At 54.8% G+C, this 22,649-nt stretch carries 16 protein-coding genes; 15 read left to right on the top strand and 1 reads right to left on the bottom strand.

Going from position 1 to position 22,649, the window contains the following annotated elements:
* Window positions 1-148: 148 nt before the first annotated feature.
* Window positions 149-868, bottom strand: coding sequence for a creatininase family protein (locus GXP52_02025; protein ID NOY86065.1), 720 nt, complete (start codon window positions 866-868; stop codon window positions 149-151).
* 202 nt (window positions 869-1,070) lie between these two features.
* On the opposite strand from GXP52_02025, the gene GXP52_02020 reads away from it, so the two are divergent.
* The 15 genes from GXP52_02020 (at window position 1,071) to GXP52_01950 (ending at window position 22,633) form a co-directional block, all read left to right on the top strand.
* On the top strand, window positions 1,071-1,748 hold the full coding sequence (locus tag GXP52_02020) for a pyrimidine 5'-nucleotidase (protein NOY86064.1): 678 nt from the start codon (window positions 1,071-1,073) through the stop codon (window positions 1,746-1,748).
* Window positions 1,749-1,878: 130 nt separating this feature from the next.
* Complete coding sequence (locus GXP52_02015; protein ID NOY86063.1) at window positions 1,879-4,569, top strand: insulinase family protein; 2,691 nt, start codon at window positions 1,879-1,881, stop codon at window positions 4,567-4,569.
* A 116-nt stretch (window positions 4,570-4,685) separates the two neighbouring features.
* Entirely contained in the window at window positions 4,686-5,063 is a 378-nt protein-coding gene (locus GXP52_02010) for a cytochrome c3 family protein (GenBank protein NOY86062.1), read from the top strand.
* 88 nt (window positions 5,064-5,151) lie between these two features.
* The gene (locus tag GXP52_02005; GenBank protein ID NOY86061.1) at window positions 5,152-6,600 is read left to right on the top strand and encodes a cytochrome c biogenesis protein ResB; all 1,449 of its coding nucleotides are present in this window, start codon (window positions 5,152-5,154) and stop codon (window positions 6,598-6,600) included.
* Complete coding sequence (ccsB, locus tag GXP52_02000; protein ID NOY86060.1) at window positions 6,597-7,433, top strand: c-type cytochrome biogenesis protein CcsB; 837 nt, start codon at window positions 6,597-6,599, stop codon at window positions 7,431-7,433. Before GXP52_02005 ends, ccsB begins: the two co-directional genes overlap by 4 nt.
* 502 nt (window positions 7,434-7,935) lie before the next feature.
* Entirely contained in the window at window positions 7,936-9,234 is a 1,299-nt protein-coding gene (locus GXP52_01995) for a cytochrome C (protein ID NOY86059.1), read from the top strand.
* 24 nt (window positions 9,235-9,258) lie between these two features.
* Window positions 9,259-10,287 (top strand): tetratricopeptide repeat protein, encoded by a 1,029-nt coding sequence (locus tag GXP52_01990; GenBank protein NOY86058.1) that lies wholly within the window; start codon window positions 9,259-9,261, stop codon window positions 10,285-10,287.
* A gap of 187 nt (window positions 10,288-10,474) precedes the next feature.
* On the top strand, window positions 10,475-10,990 hold the full coding sequence (locus tag GXP52_01985; protein ID NOY86057.1) for a hypothetical protein: 516 nt from the start codon (window positions 10,475-10,477) through the stop codon (window positions 10,988-10,990).
* A 32-nt stretch (window positions 10,991-11,022) separates the two neighbouring features.
* Window positions 11,023-12,240 carry a redoxin domain-containing protein gene (locus GXP52_01980; GenBank protein NOY86056.1) on the top strand — a complete coding sequence of 406 codons (1,218 nt, stop codon included), beginning with the start codon at window positions 11,023-11,025 and terminating at the stop codon, window positions 12,238-12,240.
* A 420-nt stretch (window positions 12,241-12,660) separates the two neighbouring features.
* Window positions 12,661-14,190, top strand: a complete 1,530-nt coding sequence (locus tag GXP52_01975) for a HAMP domain-containing protein (protein ID NOY86055.1) — start codon at window positions 12,661-12,663, stop codon at window positions 14,188-14,190.
* A gap of 118 nt (window positions 14,191-14,308) precedes the next feature.
* Window positions 14,309-15,661 carry a sigma-54-dependent Fis family transcriptional regulator gene (locus GXP52_01970; GenBank protein ID NOY86054.1) on the top strand — a complete coding sequence of 451 codons (1,353 nt, stop codon included), beginning with the start codon at window positions 14,309-14,311 and terminating at the stop codon, window positions 15,659-15,661.
* Between the two features lie 275 nt (window positions 15,662-15,936).
* The gene (locus GXP52_01965) at window positions 15,937-17,619 is read left to right on the top strand and encodes a hypothetical protein (protein ID NOY86053.1); all 1,683 of its coding nucleotides are present in this window, start codon (window positions 15,937-15,939) and stop codon (window positions 17,617-17,619) included.
* 80 nt (window positions 17,620-17,699) lie between these two features.
* Window positions 17,700-20,051: a hypothetical protein gene (locus GXP52_01960; protein ID NOY86052.1), complete on the top strand. Its 2,352-nt coding sequence runs from the start codon at window positions 17,700-17,702 to the stop codon at window positions 20,049-20,051.
* A gap of 136 nt (window positions 20,052-20,187) precedes the next feature.
* Window positions 20,188-20,730, top strand: a complete 543-nt coding sequence (locus tag GXP52_01955; protein ID NOY86051.1) for a redoxin domain-containing protein — start codon at window positions 20,188-20,190, stop codon at window positions 20,728-20,730.
* A gap of 271 nt (window positions 20,731-21,001) precedes the next feature.
* Entirely contained in the window at window positions 21,002-22,633 is a 1,632-nt protein-coding gene (locus tag GXP52_01950) for a hypothetical protein (protein ID NOY86050.1), read from the top strand.
* Window positions 22,634-22,649: the final 16 nt, after the last annotated feature.

Raw genomic sequence — 22,649 nt, 5'->3', positions numbered from 1 at the left:
TTGGGTTAAGGAGTGGCGCATTATTTTATCACCCCTTCATCCCTGTTAAAAAATACATTTTGGATCTGGATTGGGATTATAAGGAATTGGTGCTGTAAGGTTTTCTCCGTGATCTCCAACAACGTGCTTTGCCGCGGCGAGCTGCTCCTTAACCCCCTTCCCGGGAAAGGTTTTCAACGATTCCGGCCAGAGCCTCGGCGGTCCTCTCAACGAGCTTTTTCCCCTTTTGTCTGGTGGCAGCTTCGGGGTTTCCCCATACACCGCCGGGCCAGAACCTTTCCGGGTCCGGGAGGACCCGGAAACTCGGAAAGGAGGGATATTCCTCAGGGGAAGTTCCGCGGACCTTATCGTTATGCAGGTAGAGCATCCTGGATGTCTCAATCTCTCCCGCATGCCCATCCTCCGGAGTTTCAAGGAGGTCTCCTGCGGTTTCACGAAGCAGGTCCAGATCGCTGACGACAGCCAGTTTGAGCATTGGATCGTTTTGAACGCAGTTTTCGGCCGCTTCCCTGAGCGCGGCCATGTGGACCCTGCCGGCATGACCGGAGTAGAGGAGGATACCGGAAAATCCCTGCCTGCTGAAGGATTGGATCAGGTCACGGACCACCGACCGGAGGGTGTCGCCGCTGATGGTGATTGTGCCGGGATGATTCCGGGTGCTGCTGCACAGGCCAAAGTGGACCGGCGGCGCCACAATGGCCTTTGTTTTCATGGCCGCCCGGGTGGCCACGTCATATGCCTGAAGGGTATCGGTTGCAAGGGGAAGATGGCTTCCGTGTTGTTCCACGGAACCGAATGGGATAATGACGGGTGTCCCGGCAGCTCTCTCCCGTTCGACATCGTTTTTTGTCATCCACATCATCTCCATAAGCACATTATATCATGACCCGTCAGACCATATCCAGGAGCCAGTACAGGAGGAATCCTTGACGGGTTCCTGGGAAATAGGTATGGGGGTATCTGAGGTGTCGAGGTATCGAAGTATCGGAGTTAGGGAATAAGGTTTAACGTTCAACGTTCAACGTTCAACGTGTTAGAATCCCAAACCACTGGAACCTGGAAGGTGGAACATGGAACCTGAAACTCTCAAAGAGAGGCTGTGGGATGCTGAAGGTATCCTTTTTGATCTTGATAATACCTTGTACCCCAGGGAAAAGGGAGTCTTTGACCGGATTAACGAGAGGATAAACCTGTTCGTCATGGACCTGACGGGTGAATGTGTGGACGATATCCGGATAATGCGGAAGGATTATATCGGGCGATACGGAACGACCCTGGGCGGGCTGATGAAGCATTTCGATGTTCATCCCGACGAATACCTGGACTACGTCCACGATGTGCCCGTTGAGGGGATGTTGGGGCCGGACCATGATCTCAGGGAGTTTATCTCTCGCATTACCCTGCCTAAAGTGATTTTCACCAACGGCACTGCGCTGCACGCCGAGAGGGTCCTCCATGCCATGGACATGATCGGGGTGTTTGACGGGATCTGCGATCTGAGGGAAACAGGGTACATGGGAAAACCGCATCCCGAGGCATACCGTGCCGCAGCGGGGGAGACTGGCTCCGCCCTGGAGCGGACCATCCTTGTGGATGATCTGGAGGCCAATCTTCGCGGAGCTTCGGAGATAGGGATGGTCGCCATCCAGGTGGGACGGCCGCACGGGGATTATGCCGACATATGCGTGTCCGATGTACGGGATCTGGAGAGTACATTTCGGGGCGTCCCATGGCTGACGACTTCATGAAACCCTGTGTTACCCTGCCTGCCGGCCATAGCTTCAGCGACGGCTGGTGAAACTCTGTGCACCCTGTGTTAAATTAGCTTTTCAATTCCACGAGATCTGTTGTTCAAACCGTTTTGCCGGAGGACTTGACATGAGGTTCAGATTACCGTTCAATTCCGCATGGCCGCTGAAAAACGGGGCCGTCTTTTCTTTTTCCCTGATCATATTTCTGTCATCCATTTTCATCCCCGGCGCCGCGGCCTTCGTGGACCGCAGCGAGATTGTTTCCAGGACGCTTCCAAACGGCCTTGAGGTCCTGGTCCGGGAGGACCCCGGTCAGACAGTCGCGGAACTTCAGGTGTGGGTGGGAGCAGGCGGCAGAGATGAGCCGAAAGGGAAGGAAGGCATTGCTCACCTTTTCGAGCACATGCTCTTTAAAGGAACCGCCACCCGAAAGGTCGGTGAGATTGCCTCCACCGTGGAGGCCGCAGGGGGGGATATCAACGCCTACACATCCATGGACAATACTGTTTACCATATTACTATCGCATCCTCATATTTTGAGACGGGTATGGATGTTCTGTCCGACGCTGTTCAACATTCCTCGTTCGATAAGGGTGAACTCGAAAAGGAAAAGCTCGTGGTCATCGAGGAAATCCATCGGGGCGAGGACAGCCCTCCCAGGGTTTTTTCAGAGGAGCTGTTTAAGGCCGCTTACCCGAAACATCCCTACGGCCGCAAGGTGATCGGCACTCCGGCATCGGTAAAGAGCATTTCCCGGCGAGACATGCTCGCCTTTTTCAAGCACTGGTATGTCCCTGGAAACATGAAGCTCGTTGTCGTCGGCAACGTTAAGGCCGGCGACGTCTTCCGGTCCGCCGCGGCCCATTTCAACGCCAGGGGTGGCGCAATCCCCAGGCGTAAGGAAGTTGCCCAGCAACCCCAGACCCAGAGCAGGATTTTCCACGTCCAGAGGGACACCGACCCCGCAAGGGTTGCCCTGGCTTTTCATATTGTAGCGCTCAAGGACCCTGAGGAGCCGGTATACGACCTGCTCGCCGCCATACTATCCCAGGGGGAAAGCTCACGTTTGCCCGTGAACCTGCGGGACAAGGGTATCGTACACGCTGCCTGGGCCTACGCATATACTCCAAAAGACCCGGGCCTTTTTATCCTTGGGGCTACCGTGGATCCGGAGAGGATCGGTGATGCCCTGAGGGGTCTCCTCGAACAGCTCGCCATCCTGCGGGAAAAGTTGATACCCTCGGAAGAAATCGAAAGGGCCCGCAGCCGGATCCTGAACGGAAAGATTTTTGAGCGCGAGCGGGTTGAGGGCCAGGCCCGTGAGATCGGATACATGGCCTTGACCCTGGATAATCCCAACTTCGATGATATCTATCGCTCCCGTATCCAGGCCGTTGACGCCGGCGATCTGAGGGCGGCCGCGAGACGGGTCTTCTCGGGGCAGAGGGCAACCGTTGGATTTCTTTCCCGGGATGTTGATGCCCAGCCGGGTGATTCTGAGGTCAGGGATCTGTTGAATGGAAAACTTGCGCCGGCCGCTCACAGAAAAGGAACCGAGAGTGTGCCCGCGGTCTATCGGAGCAACCTGCCCAACGGGCTTACCCTTCTCGTGCGGGAGGACCACCGCCTGCCTCTTGTTGCCGCGCGGGTGGGGGTGCTGGGGGGAGTTCGCTTCGAGACGGAGAGGACCCAGGGGGCCTTCAACCTCATCGCCCACCTGCTCACCAGGGGGACCAGGCAGATGTCGGCGACCGAACTGGCCCTCAAACTCGACGGCATGTCCGCCTCCCTGGACGGATTTTCGGGGCGCAACAGTTTCGGGGTGACCGGGAAGTTTCTCAGCCGGGACATTGGGGAGGGGCTCAAGCTGATGGGACAGGTCCTCACGGATGCCACATTGCCGGCCCATGAGCTTGACCTGGCCAGGGAACGGATGATCAGCGCCATAAAGGCACGAAAGGACAATATGGAAGCCTTTGCAATGGACCTGTTCCGGACGGCCCTGTTCAAGGAGCACCCATACAGGTTCTCCACCCTGGGTACGGAGGAGAGCGTGAGTTCCCTGACCAGAGATGATCTGGTTAAAATCTACCGGAATGAGATCAGGCCGGAAGGGATGGTTTTGTCTCTGACAGGGGATATACGGGTAGAGGATGCCTATCGCCTTGCCGAAAAGACCTTTGGCGGGCTGTCGGGCGGAAAATTCGACCCAGGACCCTTGCCGATGGAGGTTCCCCGCGGTGGAAAACATGTTGTAAGGGAAGTGAGGGGGGACAAGGCACAGACCCACCTCATGCTCGGTTATCTTGGGCCGACCCTTTATTCACCGGACTTGGACAGCCTTGATGTTCTCAATGCCGTCCTGGCCGGACAGGGGGGCCGGCTCTTTACCGAGCTGAGAGATCGGCGGTCTCTGGCCTATAGCGTCTTCTCCTTTGTAGCGCCCGGTATCGATCCAGGTTTTATTGCTTTCGGCATCGGGGTCAGTCCCGCGCGAGAGCAGGAGGCCCTGGACGGAATTCTGGAACAGATCAGGCTTGTCCGGGACCAGCCTGTCAGCCCGGCGGAGATTGAAAGGGCGAAAACCTATCTCATCGGCAGCAAAATGATCGAGCTGCAGGACCTGGGTTCCAGAAACGATGAGGTGTTTTTCCCTGTTCTTTATGGCGAGGACCTTGAAAGGGCGCTGCACTACCCCGAGAGGATCCGTTCCGTGACTCCACGCCAGATACAGGAGGCGGCCCGCAGATATCTTGACCCCGGGAAGTACACCCTTGTGGTCTTGGCCGGAGGGGCGTCTGTAACCGGCCCGGAATGATTTCGTACCATTAGACAGGCGTTCGTGTTGACACTCTCCCGGCTGCTGTGATATTAGGGGCGGGTTGGAAAGAGGTTTGAGAGAGCCACCCGGATTTCAAATGAGGAGGAAAACAGATGAACAGAAAGATCTTGGTTTTTGCCCTGGCACTTTTCGTAACTGCCGCCTTTTCGGCCCCCATGGTTTTCGCGGGCAACCCGCCCACCCAGATTGTGATCAACAAGGTGGCCAAGAAGAAGCCGGGCGTCCCGTTCGACCATGCAGAACATGCCAGCAGGCTCGACTGCCAGACGTGTCACCACGCGGACGTTAAGGGCTCCGAGAGGGACTGTTTTGATTGCCACGGCAAGGATCCGAAGGCCAACGATCCAACCGTTTTCAACACCAAGGTAAACCCCTTCCACATCCGCTGCAGGGGATGTCATCTTGAGCTGAAAAAGGAGAACAAACCGACCGGACCGACCAAATGCGGCGATTGCCATAAGGCGAAGTAACATCCGGATCGTTTTAGAACCATGTTTGCTGTTGGGGGCGGCTGTTGCCGCCCCCATAATATGTTGACTTCAAGGAAATGAAGGCCAAGTGACCTCCGAAAACCAGCAAAAAGTGAAATCCAGGGAAAGTACCGGAAAACCTTCAACCAAAAGCACCGAAAAATCATTCATTAAAGGGATTTACGATTCCCTCGCGTCGGTGACCCTCGCCATTTTTCTCCTCATTATCTTGGCGATGACATCCATCGTGGGAACCGTTGTTCTTCAGAACGGCCGGCCGGAACAGTATTTGAAAGAGTATGGTCCCGGCGCATACAGATTATTCCAGTCCCTGGCTCTGGACGACATGTACCGGTCGTGGTGGTTCCTGACCCTTCTGACCCTTCTTCTGGTCAACATCACCCTCTGTTCCATAAAGAGGTTTCCCCGGACGTGGCGTCTGATGACCCAATCACCTGCCGTTCTGGACGAGAGCCTTTTCAGGCGGATGAAGTTCCGCGGATCAGTCCGGCGGGGTGTTTCTCCCGGGGAGGCCGAAGAAAGAATCCGGGATCTTCTGGCCGACCGTTTCGGTAAGTTCACGGAAAACCGTAACGAGGAGGCTGTCACCTTTTTTGTGGATCGGGGCTGGTATGGCCGCATGGGAGCCTATGTGGTCCACCTGAGCATTTTACTGTTGGCCATTGGCGCTATTTATGGCGGTGCCGTTGGATTCAAGGGGTTCGTGTCCATTGTTGAGGGCCAGACCATTAACAGGGTTCCACTCCGCGGCAGGAACGCGGCCGTCAAACTTCCATTTGACATTCGCTGCGACGATTTTCAGGTGATTTACTATCCTGGCACCCGGCAGCCCAAGGATTACTACAGCGATCTGGTGGTTATCCGGGATGGTAAAGAGGTCCAGAGAAAAAGGATCGAGGTCAACCATCCCCTTATTGTTGACGGCATTTACTTCTATCAGTCGAGCTATGGGGTTGACCAGAGTTCCACAGTAACCTTCGATGTCCTTGATCCTTCCGGGAAGGTGGCGGCGCCATCCGTCACCGTCTCTGTGGGACAGCCCTTTAATGTCATTGGGGATTCCTCAACCTATGGGATACAACAGATCCTGCCGTCCTATATCGGGGGCCGTCCTGCCGTTCAGATGAGCAGGATCACGGCAGGTGGAAGACAGGATTTTTTCATCTCCATGGCCGCACCCGACAGGGATAAACTGCGGGGTGGGCAGGTCTATTTCAGGATCAGGGATGCAAATATTCGAGAATACACGGGTCTCCAGGTTGCGTGGGACCCCGGCGTTCCCCTGGTATGGATCGCATCTTCCGTCATGATAGGGGGCCTGTTTATCGCCTTCTTCGTCCCCCACAGGAGGGTGTGGCTCAGGGTCGAGCTTGACCCTGAAAATACAGCTGTCCTCATGGCCGGGTCCACCAACAGAAATCCCGCGAGTTTTGAAAAGGAATTCGACGGAGCGCTGGTGGCCCTGAAACAGGCGTTGAAGAAAGATCGTGGGAAGGATATAGGAGATAAAGAATGAGCAGCTCCACCCTATTCGGCATAGCTACTTTCGCCTACCTGTTCGCCACTTTTTTCTACGTCGGGTACCTTGCATTCAGGGGCCGGGCTGTGGGGAATGCGGCCACGGGGATGGTCTGGCTGGGTGTCGTTTCCCAGGCCGGCGCCATGATCATGCGGTGGGTCGAATCCTACCGGATGGGCATCGGCCATGCACCTCTATCCAACATGTACGAATCCCTCGGGTTTTTCGGGTGGTGCGTCATGATCGCCTACCTGGTGGTGGAATACCGGTTCAAGCAGAAAGCGGTGGGGGCGTTTGTCTCCCCCCTGGCCTTTGTTATCCTGGCGGCCAACGCCCTGCTGTTTCCCGACGAGATCCAACCCCTGGTACCCGCCCTTCAGAGCAACTGGCTGATCGCGCACGTTGTCACCTCTTTCGTTGCCTACGGATCATTCGCTGTTTCATTCGGTGTGTCGATAATGTATCTGGTCAAGCGCAGGTCGGAAAGGATGGGCAGTGAGGGCTCTCTGGTATCCCTCTTTCCAGAATCAAAGATGCTTGACGAGGTTAACTACAAGTCCATCGCCGTCGGTTTTCCACTCCTTTCCCTGGGGATCATTACCGGGGCAGCGTGGGCCAACTATGCATGGGGGACCTACTGGAGCTGGGATCCCAAGGAGACATGGTCCCTGATCACCTGGTTCATCTACGCTGCTTATCTCCATGCCCGTTTTACGCGTGGCTGGCAGGGCACACGGACTGCGGTCCTCTCCATCGTCGGTTTCTCGGCGGTGATCTTCACCTATTTCGGCGTCAATTTTCTTCTGTCCGGTCTGCACAGCTACTCGTAAAGCCTTAAAGTCAGGGTCTGGGGTCAAGAATTCAGGGTCTAGAATCTGGGTTCTGGGGTCTAGACTTCGATCACACCATCGGCGTGGCTCAGGCCGGGGAAGTAGTTTGTCACTGCGAGGCCTCTCCCTGTGCCGAAGCAGTCTCGGCACGCGAGATTGCTTCACACAGTAATCAGTTCGCAATGACACAAGTGAGGGTCATCGCCATGACATGAATAACTCTCTCCGCGCCACCCCGCCTTCCCCCTCCATACACGTCCCGCCATGGACGCCGGTCACACCCTTTTAGTTGACATGGATTTCCGAACTTAATAATATACTGGGTGATTTCAACCACATTGTGAAAAATATATTTGGTGGGCTCGTAAAAAGTCCATCAGATATGATGTGCGCGGAGCGTGCATCCTGGGGTGAAGAGACTTTTTACGAGGTTGTCATATCTGGAGCCGTTTCAATTTCAGGAAGTTGGGAGCCTGTTTTGCTGAGGCATGGGAGGAGTAAGATGAAACGACTGGCGGCGGTATTTATCTTTGCGGTCTTCCTGTCCCTGGGACTGATCGTGATCAATGGGAATACGGCATACGCTGATAACTGTGTGACTACTAAGTGTCATTCCAGCATGGGGAAGGCTAAATTCGTTCACGGCCCGGTTGGGGTAGGGCAGTGTACGATCTGCCATACCAAGGGAAAAGCCGCACATCCCACCAAATCCAAGGGAAGCGACTTCAAGTTCCCGGCCAAGGGAAAGGCCCTTTGCTACCTGTGTCATGAGCCCAAGGAGACCGGTAAAGTTGTCCATGGCCCCGTCAAAAAGGGGGAATGCACCGCCTGCCATGATCCGCACCAGTCCAACGCCGAGAAACAGCTGAAGAAGGAGACCATAAGCGCGCTGTGTTTTTCCTGCCACGAGAACAACAAGACCAACAAGAAGTTCGTGCATGGGCCCGTTGCTGCCGGAGATTGCAATATCTGCCATAATCCGCACTCGTCCGATTACAAAAACCTGCTGGAGTTGCAGGGGTCGGACCTGTGTTTCCTGTGCCATCTGGACAGGAAGGCGCAGTTTGAACTCAAATACAAACACAAGCCGGCGGCCGAGGATTGCTCCAACTGTCATGATCCCCACTCGAGCGATTTTCGGTACCAGTTGAAAGCCGAAGGCCAGGACCTCTGTTTCAGGTGCCACAAGGATATGGAACAGTATATCCGGGAGTCCGCGGTAAAACACGGTGCACTGAAAGAGAAAAAGTGTACTGTCTGCCACACGCCACACGCCTCCGATTATCCAAGGCAGTTGAGGGCTTCCGCCAAGAAGATCTGCTACACCTGCCACAAGGCCATGGGGCTGAAGGTGAGGAAAGCCAAGTACGTCCATGGCCCGGTTCGGCAGGACGACTGTTATGCCTGTCACAATCCTCATGGGTCCCCCTACACCAAGATCCTCAAGAAACCGTTCCCCGCCGAGTTCTATATGCCGTACAGCACCAAGAATTACGCATTGTGTTTTGACTGTCACAACAAGGATATCGCCCTCGATCGGTACACCACAACTCTGACCGGTTTTAGAAACGGCGACGAGAACCTCCATTTTCTCCACGTCAACCGGGAGAAGGGACGTTCGTGCAAGGCCTGTCACGAGGTACACGCCGGAAATCAGCCAAAACACATCCGAAGGGAGGTCCCTTTCGGAAAGATGTGGATGCTTCCAATCAAGTACACACAGACCAAGAACGGCGGCTCATGTGTGGTTGGCTGTCACAAGCCGAAGGGGTATGACAGGATCAACCCGGTAACCAACTGAGGCAGGTCCGGTAGGGGGGGGACGATGAGAATCAGAATGTCCGGGTACGTGCTCCGCATGGCCGTGGTGATGGTCCTGGCGATTTTCTTTCTTTCACCGCCTGGGATATGCTCAGCGTTCCGGAATCTGAAAAAAGGGGAGACGCCGCCCGATTTTGTGCTGAAGGATCTGGCAGGTATGGACCACTCCCTTTCCGCCGAGAAGGGCAAAGTGGTCATTCTGTGTTTCGTCAAGGGCGTCCAGGACCGATCCATCAAGGCGTTGAACGGGCTGACCAACATCTATGCGAGCCTTAAAGACAGGGGGCTTTCCGTTTACGCGATCTCCGAAAACGAGGAGAGCCTGGGGAGTCTTCAGTCCCTGAAGAAAAAGCTGGACCTGAAATTTCCCGTACTCCTTGACGAGGAGAAAAAAATCTACGGGGAGTACGGGCTCTTCATATTCCCCGCCACGGCCGTCATCGATCAGGAGGGACGCTTCGTCTTTGAATATTCCTCCTACGGAAGCGACTTCGAACGGACACTGATGGACGAGGCCAAGCTCCTTCTGGGCCTGATCAGCGAGGAGGAAATGGCCAAGTCCGAGACGAGGCACGAGATTCAGGAGCTCACCCCTGAGGCCAAGGAAGCCAAGCGGGAAATGCAGATGGCCCGGGTTCTTATCAGCAGGAGGATGGGAAGCAAGGCCCTGCCAAAACTCCTGAAGGCCCTGGAACTTGATCCCTCCCTTCCCGGTGCGAGGCTTCTCGCAGGCCGGTTATACATCGAGGCAGAGAATTTCCAGGCGGCCAGGGCGGAGTTCGAGAAGGTACTGGAATCAGACCCCGGATCCCATGACGCCCATGTTGGATTGGGAACGGTTTACTTATCTGAGGGTAATCTCGATGCGGCCGAGGCTCAACTGCAGAAGGCTGTAGCCCTCAACCCCGATCCGGCTCTGGCACTGTACAGGCTGGGGCAGGTGTACGAGAAAATGGGGGAAACCCGGAAGGCCATGATCACATACCGGGATGCCATTTACAGGCAGCTCAAGAAGGAAGGGAAAATCAAATAGGGGAGATGACATGAGAAGCTTTGTGGGTGGAACGGGTCTGGCTGTTCTGCTTGTTTTTTCCTTTTCGGTTGCGGTCGTCCATGCCGCCGGCGCCAGGTTTCACCTTCTGGCCCCTGCCGAGGAGGTGTTCCTGAAGAGCGGCAAGGTCCTCCTTATTGCCGAGGTTGAGGGGTACTATGAGGCAAAGATGGCGGAGATCTTCGATAATGGGAAGACAATCGGGTTTGTGCCCATCAACAGGAACGTACTTGTCGACGAGTTAAAACTGGTGGATGGGAGGCATGAACTGACGTTGGCCGCTCCGGGCATTGAACGGTTGAAGTTGAAGATTTTCATAGGCAAACAGGAAGGATACCGATATCACATTGAAACGGATACCTCCGCCTGTGATACATGCCATTCGGGTGGGGGAAAAGGAGTTTATTCCATCGCCAGGGAGGATGAAGCTCTTTGTGGGGATTGTCACGATCCCGTTAATAATGGCAAATTCGTCCACGGGCCGGTGGCGGCCGGGTCCTGCACCCCTTGTCACGATCCACATGGATCCCGGAACAAATACTTTCTCAGGGCAACCGGCAAGGAACTCTGCTTAGGCTGCCACAGCCAGGACCTGAGCCGTAATCATATCGAGAAACGTAGAAACGCCGTATGCACCAAGTGTCACGATCCTCACAGTTCGGACAAAAAGTACCATCTGCTGTAATTTAAGTTTCCCCCTCCGGGAGAGATGTGCGTATGTTGAGTGGAAATCTGCGCGGACTTTTTACGCGATCTGTTGTTGCCTCGATCCTGCTTGGGCTTCTCCTGTTTTCAGTGTCTGGAGCCGCGGCCGCTTTCAGGAACCTGAAAGCCGGTGACCAGGCGCTTCCCGTGAAGGTTGAGGACCTGGAAGGAAATCCCCACACCCTTGCGGATTATGGGAAATCTACCGCCATCCTTGTTTTTTTCTGGGCCACATGGAGCGAACATTCCTTAAAGGAGCTGGATGACTTGGCCAAACTGGACCAACAGTACGGGGAAAAGGGTTTGAAAATCCTGGCTGTTAACGTTGAAAACCAGCATATGGATGCCGGTGACCTGGCCAGGATCGAAAAGGTGGTCCATGAAAAAGAGGTTTCCTTTCCCGTCCTGGTGGATAAGGGGCTAAAGACCTTCAACGAGTGGGGTGTCATCGCCACCCCCACCACCGCTCTTATCAACCGGGCGGGAACAATTGTCTTTGACCTGTCCGGTTATCCCACCGCAGGCTACCTGGAGGTCGACACGGCTGTCCGGAAGGAGTTGGGCCTGTACCGGGAAAAGGTGGAGGCTGCTGTCAAGGCGCCGGGGTACAGGCCGAATAAACGGGCGATGCTGTATTTCGGTATGGGGAAGCGTCTGATGGAAAAGGGCTTCCCCTCCAAGGCCGTCCCGGAACTCCAGAAGGCCGCCGAGGCCGATACCCACTTCCCGGACCCGCCCATCTACCTTGGGTACGCCGGCATCAGGGAAGGGAATGCCGAGGCCGCTATGACTTTCCTTCAGGAAGCCTTACGCCTCGATCCCAAGCGGGCCGAGACCCGTCTTCTGATGGCCCATCTCCTTCTTAAGGAAAACAGGCTTGACGACAGTATCGAACTGCTCTCAGGCGCCGGTGCCGATTCCATGGGGGATTCCCCCGCATCCGCCGGCCAGGCGAAATCCATCGCTGGGTCTCGGCAGGAACCACAGGCAGCTTTGGGAGCAACAGGGGAGAAGAACCTCCACGCCGACGAGGTCGCCGTGGAGCCGGTGGTCGATATGGCCGAGGTGCTGCCTCTGAGAGACGGGGGGAAGATAAGCGAGGCCATAGCGGTGTTGACGTCCCTCGTCACCGACAGTCTGAAGCAGTTGGGATTTTCCTTTGAATCGCACAGGAAGCTCGATCCCATGGAGAGGATGAAGCTCATGATGCAAAAACAGGCCACCCAATGAACAGTGTAAAGGATCTGTTGAAAATTATTCTGTTTGCCGCGGGGGGCATTGCCCTTTTTTTGGGCATCGCCCAGGGGCAGTGGGCCGAAACCATGTTCAACGCAACCCTGCTCTGACTGTCATGCATCGGGGTCGGGTGACCCTGTCGAAAAACTGCCTGCCGGAGGGAGCGCCGGAGATCCCCTAACCCGGTCCAGTGTCCAATGTTGATGACTTCGCAAAAAGTCATCAACGCGCCCACGGAAGGGCGCCAAATCAATAACTTGCGTTGCAAGTCATTGATTTGCAAGGAAAGTGAAAATGACATTTTTCGCTTTCCGTGGAGTAAAAAGCCATTAATGGACTTTTTGCGACCCTATCAATGTTGAACGTTGAACATTGAACGTCCTTTAATAAGGATTGAATGAGCAGGGTTCAGGCATGTTTATAAGATCACTGGCATTGAAGGTCAACCTTTTCATCGCCGTAATCCTGGCGGTGGCTCTGGGGACATCCTCCTTCCTCATCAAGAAAAACCTGAGCCATCAGGCCATCGAGGAGGCCATGACCAAGGCCACCATCCTGACGTCTTCCGTCATGAACTCCATCGTTGTGGAGATGAGCGGCTTTTGCCAGAAGGACGTCCAGAAGATTGTCAGTACCGTCGGTGTGGTCCCCGGAATCAGGACGGTGAGGATCTTCGATGAGGATGGCATCATAACCTATTCCGCCGATCCCGATGAGGTTGGCAAAGCTGTGAATGACCTGGACTACTCTGTCTACAAAAACGAGGAGAAGGGCAGGCCCTTCAGGTCCGAGGGAACCGAACAGAGGGCTTTCTGCAGCATCCAGCCTATCGAAAACGGCCTTGAGTGCCGCCGCTGCCACGGGGAGGAGAAGGAACTGCTGGGGGTCCTGGATGTGTGCGTCTCCATGCAGGATACGGAGGAGCGGATCGCCAGGAACAGTAAGTTCCTCTTTGCCACAACCCTCACCACGGTTATCCTGGTGGTCGTTGCTATAAGCATCAGCCTCTGGCTTCTGGTGAATATCCCCGTCAACAGGCTTGTCCGCACCATGGCCAAGGCGCAGAAGGGGGACCTCAAGGCCCGCGTGTCCTTGAAAAGGAAGGATGAGTTGGGCCACTTGGCGGACAGCTTCAACTCCATGATCAGCCAATTGGACAGCTCCGATCAGGAACTGAAGCGCTATCATGCCGAACAGCTCAAGAAGACTGACCGTCTGGCTACCATTGGTGAACTGGCCGCCGGAATCGCCCACGAGATTAAAAACCCTCTGGCCGGGATCGCCGGTGCGACTCAGGTGCTCGCCGGAGAGTTCGGTGAGAACGATCCCCGTTACCCTGTGACCCAGGAGATCCTCAAGCTCATCGAGCGACTGGATTCAACAATCAGAGATCTGCTCGATTTCGCAAGGCCCTCCGTGCCGAAAATCGTGCCCACCGATATCGCGGACCTCGTGCGAAAGACCCTCTTCCTCATTGAGGGGATGCCTGAGATAAAGAATTATGGTATCGATGTGAGGCTGAACATGGATCCCTCAATGCCCATGGTTCCCCTGGATCCCGACCTCATCCAGCAGGTCTTTCTCAATATGGCAGTGAACGCCGTTCAGGCCATGCCGGATGGGGGCACCCTCACCATCGCCGCGTTGCCATCGGCCGACCCCGAACTGGGCGAAGTCCACCCCCCTGAGGATTACGTCGTCATATCCTTTACCGATACGGGAGCGGGTATAGATAATGAGAAACTGAAGAGCATCTTCGCCCCATTCTTCACCACCAAGGTCCATGGCACCGGGCTGGGGCTTCCCATCACCATGAGCCTGGTTGAGCAGCACCACGGCCGTATCACCGTGGACAGCCACGTGGGAAAGGGCTCGGTGTTCAGGGTTTATCTGCCGAAGGAGCAGACTGCAAAAGATACGGAGACAGGGGAACACGAAGAGTAAGGCCATATTCCGAACTCTTCCTTCCCCTTGAGGGTGGGGAAGACCGGAATGGGTGGTGAAATAGTAGGTTCCACGTTTCACGTTCCAGGGACCTTCGATACCTTAAGTGGTGAGAGATATGTCTAAGGGAAGAATTCTCGTAATAGACGACGAATACCTTATCCGCTGGTCCCTCCAGCAGAACCTGGTGGAGCACGGATACGAGGTGTTTATGACGGCCTCTGCCGAGGAAGGGCTGGCCGTCATGGAACGGGAGGATCCGGACCTGGTACTTCTGGACATCCAGCTTCCCGGCATGAGCGGCATGGAGCTACTCCGGGGCATCAAAAAAACCAGGCCCGAGTGCGCCGTGGTGATGATTACGGCCACCTCCGATCTTTCCGTGGCGGTCCGTGCCATGAAGGATGGGGCCTTCGATTATCTTCCCAAGCCTTTCAACCTCGATGAGGTTCGGATAACAGTGGACAAGGCCCTCGAAACCCGGCGTCTGAAGGACGAGGTGACACGCTATCGGGAGAAGGAAAACAGGCAGTACGGTTTCCATAACATCATTTACCGCAGCCGGGAGATGGAGGAGGTCCTCGGCGTCGGGCGCAAAATAGCCCAATCGGATGCAACAACCGTCCTTATTACCGGCGAGAGCGGGACCGGCAAGGACCTTCTGGCTCAGGCCATCCACTACGAGAGCAAGCGAAGGGACATGCCGTTCATGCCGGTGAACTGCACTGCTCTGCCCATAGAGCTTCTCGAAAGTGAACTTATGGGCCACGAGAAGGGCGCGTTCACGGACGCCAAAAGCCTCAAGAAGGGACAGTTCGAGCTGATGGACGGCGGGACCCTTTTCTTAGACGAGATCGGCGACATGCCCATGGCCCTCCAGGCCAAGATCCTGAGGTTTCTCGAGAACTGGACATTCAAACGTGTGGGTGGCACCCGGGATATAACGGTGGACGTCCGGGTTATCGCGGCAACCAATAAGGACCTGGAGGAAAGGATCCGGGAGCAGGCCTTCCGGGAGGACCTGTACTACCGCCTGAACGTTATCCCCATCAACATTCCCCCCCTGAGGGAAAGGCCGGAGGACGTAGCGCCCCTGGCGGAGCACTTCCTTGTCCAGTTCAATCGCGATCTGGGTAAGGAGGTCAAGGAGGTAACCAGGGAGGCGGTGGCCGCCATGGAGGCCTACAGCTGGCCGGGAAACGTCAGGGAGCTCAAGAACGTTATCGAACGGGCCATGATCCTCTCGGCGAAGGATGCCATCGGGGCTGAGGACCTGTCCCTGAGCAAGATCGCCCCCGCCCTATCGGCCCCGGTGATCGAGGGAAAGACGCTTAACCTCGACGAAACGGAAAAGGTTCTCATCGAGAGGGCGCTGGAACAGTCCAGGGAGAACCAGTCCGGAGCCGCTCGGCTCCTAGGTATCAGCCGGGATACTCTGCGTTACCGTATGAAGAAGCACAAGCTTTTGTGATTAACCTCATGTAGTGAAAGATGGATTGATAATTTTATTTCTATACTTCTGCACCTTGCCTTGCTTGACGAATCCGGAACGACATTGGGTTATATGCCCCATGTCCGTGCGGTCAATGCCCCATTGTTCGGAAAACCTGTAAAAGCCAATGGAAAAACTTTTTTTTTGAATCTGTAATCAGTTGAAAATAAATGTAAAACACATACTATAAAACTGCCGCAAGTAGATGTTTTGTGGTATGGAACTTGCGTAACGAACCTGCATAAGGAGATACTATGAACAGAATATCACAAAGCCGAAGGATGAAATTCAAACTACCACCCGTTGTTGTTTCCCTCGTCGTCACGGTCGCCGTGGCGGTCCTGTCGGCGCCCGTTTTCGCCGCTCCGCCGGCCCCCACGTGGCTCCCCGGCCAGCCTTTACTGGCCGGAAACCAGGTCATCGCCATGTGGCTGCCCGTGCCCGGAGCGGTGAAGTACGTCGTTTACCTTGACGGTAAAAAAATCGCAGAGAGCCCTGCCAACCAGTACATGGGCATAGCGCCCTCGGTGGGCGGAAGTTTTTCCTATAAGGTATCCGCTGTTGACGCTGCCGGGGCGGAGGGACCGAAATCCGTTCCGGGCGTTATCAGGATTGTCGTAGTCAATCCCCCAACCGGGCTGGTTTACCGGACCAATGCCGATGACAGAAGCGCCTTCATAAGGTGGGATGCCGCTGCGGGAGCCGTATTCTACAATGTCTATCGTTCCAAAAAGAAGGACGAAGGATATCAGCTCGTTGATTCCGTCCAGAACGACACGATGTACAAGGATTCAGGACTCAAGATGGACGTGAATTACTACTACAGAATATCGTCAAAAGACATGACAGGAAAGGAAAGCGCCAAATCCCAGCCACTGCTGGTAAAGATAAAGGCGCCCTTGGTAAAGGTCAGGGCCAAGGCGAACACCATGGTTGTCGTGCCCTCCAGGGAATTGAGGCGGGTGCGCAGGGTGGCGGGTATGCCGGTGCCGACAATTGTCCAGATGAGCCCAGACCCTGCAGGGATGGTTCTTATTAAACCATTGGACGGTGCTGTTCTTAGAGAGTATGACCCGATAGCCAATGAATTGGTTCGCAAGATAGATCTTAATATGGTCTTTCCCGAAGGAGAAAAGGGGAAATATAACAGGATCCTGGACCTTCAATGGCTGGATGACGATAATATCGTCGTAACGAATATGGGCGAGCCTATGATCTCGGTTCTGGATGTCAGCGGGGAGAAACCTGAGCTTGTGTGGAAGGCCGATCCGGCGCGTCCCCCGAAGGACAGGAAGGATATCTGGGATGACATCCGCCCCGATTTTGACAGGATCATGCAGCGGCCGGGGAAAATTTACATTCGTGATACCGACACCCTTTGGGTGGCGGAGGCCATGACCGACATGGTCTACATAATCGATGCCGGGAACGGGGATACGCTCGACTGGTTTACCCGCTACACTTTTCCGGGGACTCCCGGGAAATTTGTTAAAACCGGTGGAACCGGTCAGTTTTTTCCGGTTTCCGATGGCCTTGTGTGGGTCGCTCAACCCATCCTTCACAGAATTATCGCTGTCAAGCCGGAATCCAGGGAAATAGCATATACCATGGGTATCGGGGTGAAAGGCTACATTGGTGGGTTTCTCGGCCTGAACGGTATTACCTCTATTCCGAATCAGGAAAATGCCTTTCTCGTTGCCGACGGCGGGGTTGGGTCGCTCCAGGTATTCAGCGGAGCGGACGGGAAGTATCTCTATCATATTGGAGGAGAAAAGGCGGTAGTTGACCCAGGCAACTCGGGAAAGCCGAAGATGAATATCGGCAACTGCAATTCACCGTTTTTCGACAGCGCGGGTAACCTTTGGGTACTCGATGGATTTGGAAAGATTATTTCAGTACGCCAGGTTAACTGGGATCAGAAGGAGGTGATGAAATAGGGGAAAAGGGTTGGTCGTGAAAGTTCTTTATTAAGGAGCTTTTTATTAACGGAAAGAATTAAAGACAAAGGAGCTTACGAATGAGATCAAAACTTGTTATCCTGCTGGCTGTGGTAGCCGCCGTTGCCCTGATGGCCCCACCGGGCTGGGCGGCTATTACAGGTAGCCCCCACGATCTTAGCGGAGCGGCTTCCGGCATTGCGGAGTCCGGTGTCTGCTCTCCGTGCCATATCCCGCACGGCGGAGGTGCGAACCGGTTGTGGCCCGTTCAGGCATCCACCCTTGGGGGCGCCGGTACCGTTGGAAATCTCTGTGCGTCCTGCCACTATAGCTCCGGCGCATATGCCGGTGACACTGCGGTCTCCGACGCGCTTTCCAATAACTACGTCTTCGGCGGTTCGAGCCACGGGCTTCTTATGGACCCCACCATAATCCCTGACCAGGATCCGGACTACCTTGACGCCAGCGGCCTGCCCTACATCGACAATAATTCAGGGACTCTTGCCGATAAGACGATGGAGTGCACTTCCTGCCACAATGTCCATGACAACAACACCAACCAGCCTTTCCTGCGGCTGCCCATGGAAAGCCTGTGTTCCGACTGCCATAACAACAGGCATTTTGTAAGCGGCACAAATGTGCAGGGCGGCGCGGCCGGCAAGAACTGGGTCCAGACCAACACCAGGGCCAACAATCCCGGTTCCCATCCCGTGGGCGCTGACGTGACGGCGGCGTGGAACGGTACATGGACGAGCATTACAATCAACACCATCTTTGAAAATGCCTTCGGTACATCCGTCCAGGCCGCAGGGGTCGGCGACTGGGTATTGGGTGGGCACCTTTCCGACGGTAGCCTCACCGGCGGCGTGACCTGCGTTACGTGCCATGCCGTTCACGGGCAGAAGTCCGATAATAACAACAGCGGGCAGAACCCTCCGGCGAACCTCCCCCCCTACACGAACTTCCTCGTCATCGATCAACAAACAGAAAACGTCACTGTCTCACCGGGGGCCATCAGCGGACGGTCCATCGCCAACGGAGCAGGTCTTGCCAATCCCCTGTGTACGGCGTGTCACAATGGTTCCCTGAGTGGTGATTACGCCTCGGCTCTGGCCGGCTCAGCCTACGACCCAGGGGCGACCGGGTACACCCATCCTCTCATGGGTATTATCCCCCAAGGCGAATGGGTTTCAGCCTTCCCAACCTTCTGGCCCACCGGAAGCTCCACGACCTATAACACCGGTAATACCCCGGTGGCCATCTGCGAGTCGTGCCACACGCCTCATCCACTGGCCAACCAGAACGCAATCGTCCAGAGAGATGACATTGTGGCTATCGGCGCCACCAACTATGGATTTATCACCAGGGACGCCACCGCTGACCTCTGCGCCAACTGCCATCTGGCGGGCGGCAACACCGCCCACCATCCTGTTGGCGGCACCTATGACAGTTCCGGCGTTGACGGCTCCAGCACCAGCCCACTTATAAACGTTACTGGCAAAGCCAATGACGTTCTCAGTTGCTCCACCTGCCATGCCAGCAGCGGCGCGCACAACTGGGGCGGTATCGCCAAGGTCGGGCTCGATCCCAACTGGGTACCACTCGACAACGCCAGATCCACAACACCGGCTACGGATGCTGTAGCGGACTCCATCAGCGAGACCTGTATGAACTGCCATATAAGCATGGATGGCGATCCCACCAACTTCTCGCCGACGATGCACGCAACAATCGGCACCGAGCCCCAGTACCAGATTATCGGTAATGGGACGCACTATCTGGGGTGGATGCTTAACAGCGCGACAGTCATGTCTTCGAACCTTCAGCCCAGGATCAGCAGTGTCTACACTGTCCCAGGCTACGAATGGACCAATACCACAGACTATCCCGGCGCTAACGGTGGATGGCCGCGATTCCGTCCCGACACCACCAAAGGTCTGGGATTGGTCTGCGAGTCCTGCCATGAACTTCAGCCGGCGAAGAACAACGGCGCCGGCGGTCATCTCCTGCTGGCCAACTTTGTCGAAGGCCAGGACGGTAATAACTCGAGCGGTCAGGACGGCCTTTGTGTCGCATGCCACCAGCCTCCCGGAACGCATCCCACCACTGGATCTATCGTCAGCCGTACAGGTGCCGTGCTCAACATCGATACAGCAAAGGCCTGGCTGACCACCTATGTGTCGGGAAGCAAAGACGCCACGTGGAATATTGCAGCCGACCGGATGTCGTGCGATAGCTGCCATCAGATCCATGATGCCAACACCCAGTCGGCGAACTACATCCTCGATGCTCTGAATGCAGACGTTACGTTAGGTGGTGATTATGTTCCTCCAGCCAGTATCCCCGATGGGACGAGTTTTGTGCCTTACTATCCTGACGGCACGAAGCCTGGTGACTATGCGACTTTCTGTGCATATTGCCATCCCTACTAATAATAGGTCAGGCTTTCGTTCTTGCTGAAGCAATGCGGTGACGGGAGGCTCCGATCGTTTATGGCTGCGGTGTTTTTCCACCGCAGCCATAAATTTCGTTTTGTATGTTGTCCCATGAGATGGGAAGGAGGGTCTAATGGGCTTAAAGAAAAGGTCGATATTGGTGTTATCCATCTTTATTGTTCTCGCATTTTTCCTGACGGCCACTGGTTCGTCGGCTCTGGCCGATGGCGACAATGCCCCAGTGAAAGTCTACAAGGTCGGCGACAAAGTTGAGGCCATCAATGTCCAAAGCCTCGACGGCAAGACGGTCAACCTGATTAAGGAGTTAAAGAAGCCTACCATCATACAGTTCATGAACACGGCCTGCTCGGCCTGCAAGGCGGAGCTCGGGTCCCTCGTTGGTCTTAAGGACGACCTGAATGGGAAATTTGATGTTTTCTCTGTTTCGGTTGATCTTGGCGGCGCAGCTTCAGTGAAGCGCTACGAGGATAAGTGGCATTTTGGGGTCGATTACTTCCTTGACCCATCCTTTACCGCCGCCCCCGTTTTTGGCTTCTCCTTTACCCCCGCGTTTGTCGTGCTGGATAAAAGCGGGACTATCCTCATGTCACAGAAAGGATTCATGGTTTCCAAAGAACAGCAGGTGATTGACGGTATCACAGCAGTACTGAAGTAGATTTCCTGGGGGGGGGGATGATCCCCCCTTCATTTTCACTTTCCTCACTAATCTTCGATTTGCGCGCCCTTCAACAGGCGCCTTGATGACTTTTTGCAAAAGTCATCAAGTTTGAATCCCCGTTTTCTTGGAGCTGAATGTTACCGAATTGGAGAAATGCAATTTGAAAAGATTACGTCTGGATTTATCAGTTTTCCTTTTAGTCATAGTCCTGGCCTTTTTGTTGTCATCCTGCTCTGCAGGGAAAAAAGGGGGCGAGAGTGGCCGGCAAATGCCGGGAGAAACTGGAAAGGCTTCGTCCGAGGCCGTTTTTTTTATTGACGGCAACCCCGTTACCAGGGATGACCTTGCCATCTTCAAGAAGATATTTTCCCGAGCTATGTCCTCAAGGCATGGTCAGAGCGGGGAAGATCTGGAGGTCTTGGACCTCGTTCAGCCCTATGTGAACTACTACTCTGTTGTTCAGAAGGCCAGACAGGAGGGCTATGACAGGAAGCCCGGCCTTGAATTTTCCAATGAAGCCGTCCGGCTTGCCATATCCGGCCCTGAATTCATGAAGTGGTTCGTGAACAATGCCGAGTTTTCTCCGGCGGAGATAAAAAGCATGATACCTTCTCAATGGGTCATGATGAACTTTGCATTGAAGGCCTTTAATTCGGAAGGGGCGGCTCAGATTGCCAGGCAGGCCATGAAAAACCCCGAGGACTTCCTGGCCGCCGCAGGCAACCTCAAAGTGTCTGAAAGGAAGAACCCTGATACAGGGCTGATTTTTCCGGGATCCGGATTTTTCGGGGCATATGATGATAAGGTCCTGTTTGATCTGCAAGAGGGGCAGATCAGTCAACCGGTTGAATCCGGGGTAGGTTGGATTATCTGTCTTGTCAAGGAGCGCAAGGAGTTGAACGAAGGGGAGCGCTCAAACTACCTCAGGAGAAAACGTAGGGACTGGTCTTTTAGAAGGGCCCAGAATAATCTTAACCGGTACGTGCAGGAGAAGGGGATTCAGGTAAAAAGAGAAAACCTCAAGGAGGCAATCCAGAGGGAATATCTGGGACTTGGGTTTTCCGACCTTCCCGTTCTTTCGGTGGGTGGAAAGGACCTGACATATCGAACCTTCAGATACCTTGTAAAGACCAACTATAAGAACATTTTCGATTCCATTCCCGCGAACAGGTGGTTGGGAATGATCCAGAGCGATCTTGAGGTCGTTGGGAAGAAAATCCTGGCCGGGCGGAAAGGTGAGGAGGAAATCCCTGAATCTGCGAGGGAGAGGCTTATTCCGGAAAGCCTCGAGAAAGTTATCCGGTTATCCCAAGGGGCGATACTCTATTCCAACTACATTCAGGACTATAAACACAACACATCGGTGAACGTTTCCAGGAATGATGCCCGGAAATATTATAATGAGAATAAAAACCGTTTCCGCACTCCCGCTTCCGCGAGGATTCGTTATCTCCTCAGCCCTTACAAAAAGGACCGGGCGATGTTTGAGAGGATTGTCAGCCAGGGGGGAGGCCTTGATGACATCCTTCAGGCCATGAGCGGAGGTGTCGACACCCTTCACGGAAAAAATTCAATCAAGATATATTATTTGAGGAAAGGCCAGAAGGGATTTGATTCCGCACAGGAAGCAGTGTTTGGGACCATGGCCGAGGGCGACGTCAGGGTGGTTGGCGCCGATACGGGTGGCGTCATGGCAATTGAGGTTCTCGAAAAGAGTGATTTTGGGACCTATCCGTTCAGCAGTGTTCAGGAAACCATCAGGGCCTGGCTTCGGGACCAGAAGACGGCCCCGCTTGTGATGGAACACCTCAAGGAGTTGGTTGAATCCCACAAAGTGGTGATGAACAAAGAATTACTCCCCCAGAAACTCCCAGATCTGAAAAATCCTGAAACCGGTTGAGGTGAAAATCACGATT

The organism is Deltaproteobacteria bacterium (assembly GCA_013151915.1).
In the GTDB taxonomy this organism is placed as follows: Bacteria; BMS3Abin14; BMS3Abin14; order BMS3Abin14; family BMS3Abin14; genus BMS3ABIN14.
This window is presented reverse-complemented; position numbering and strand designations above follow the sequence as displayed.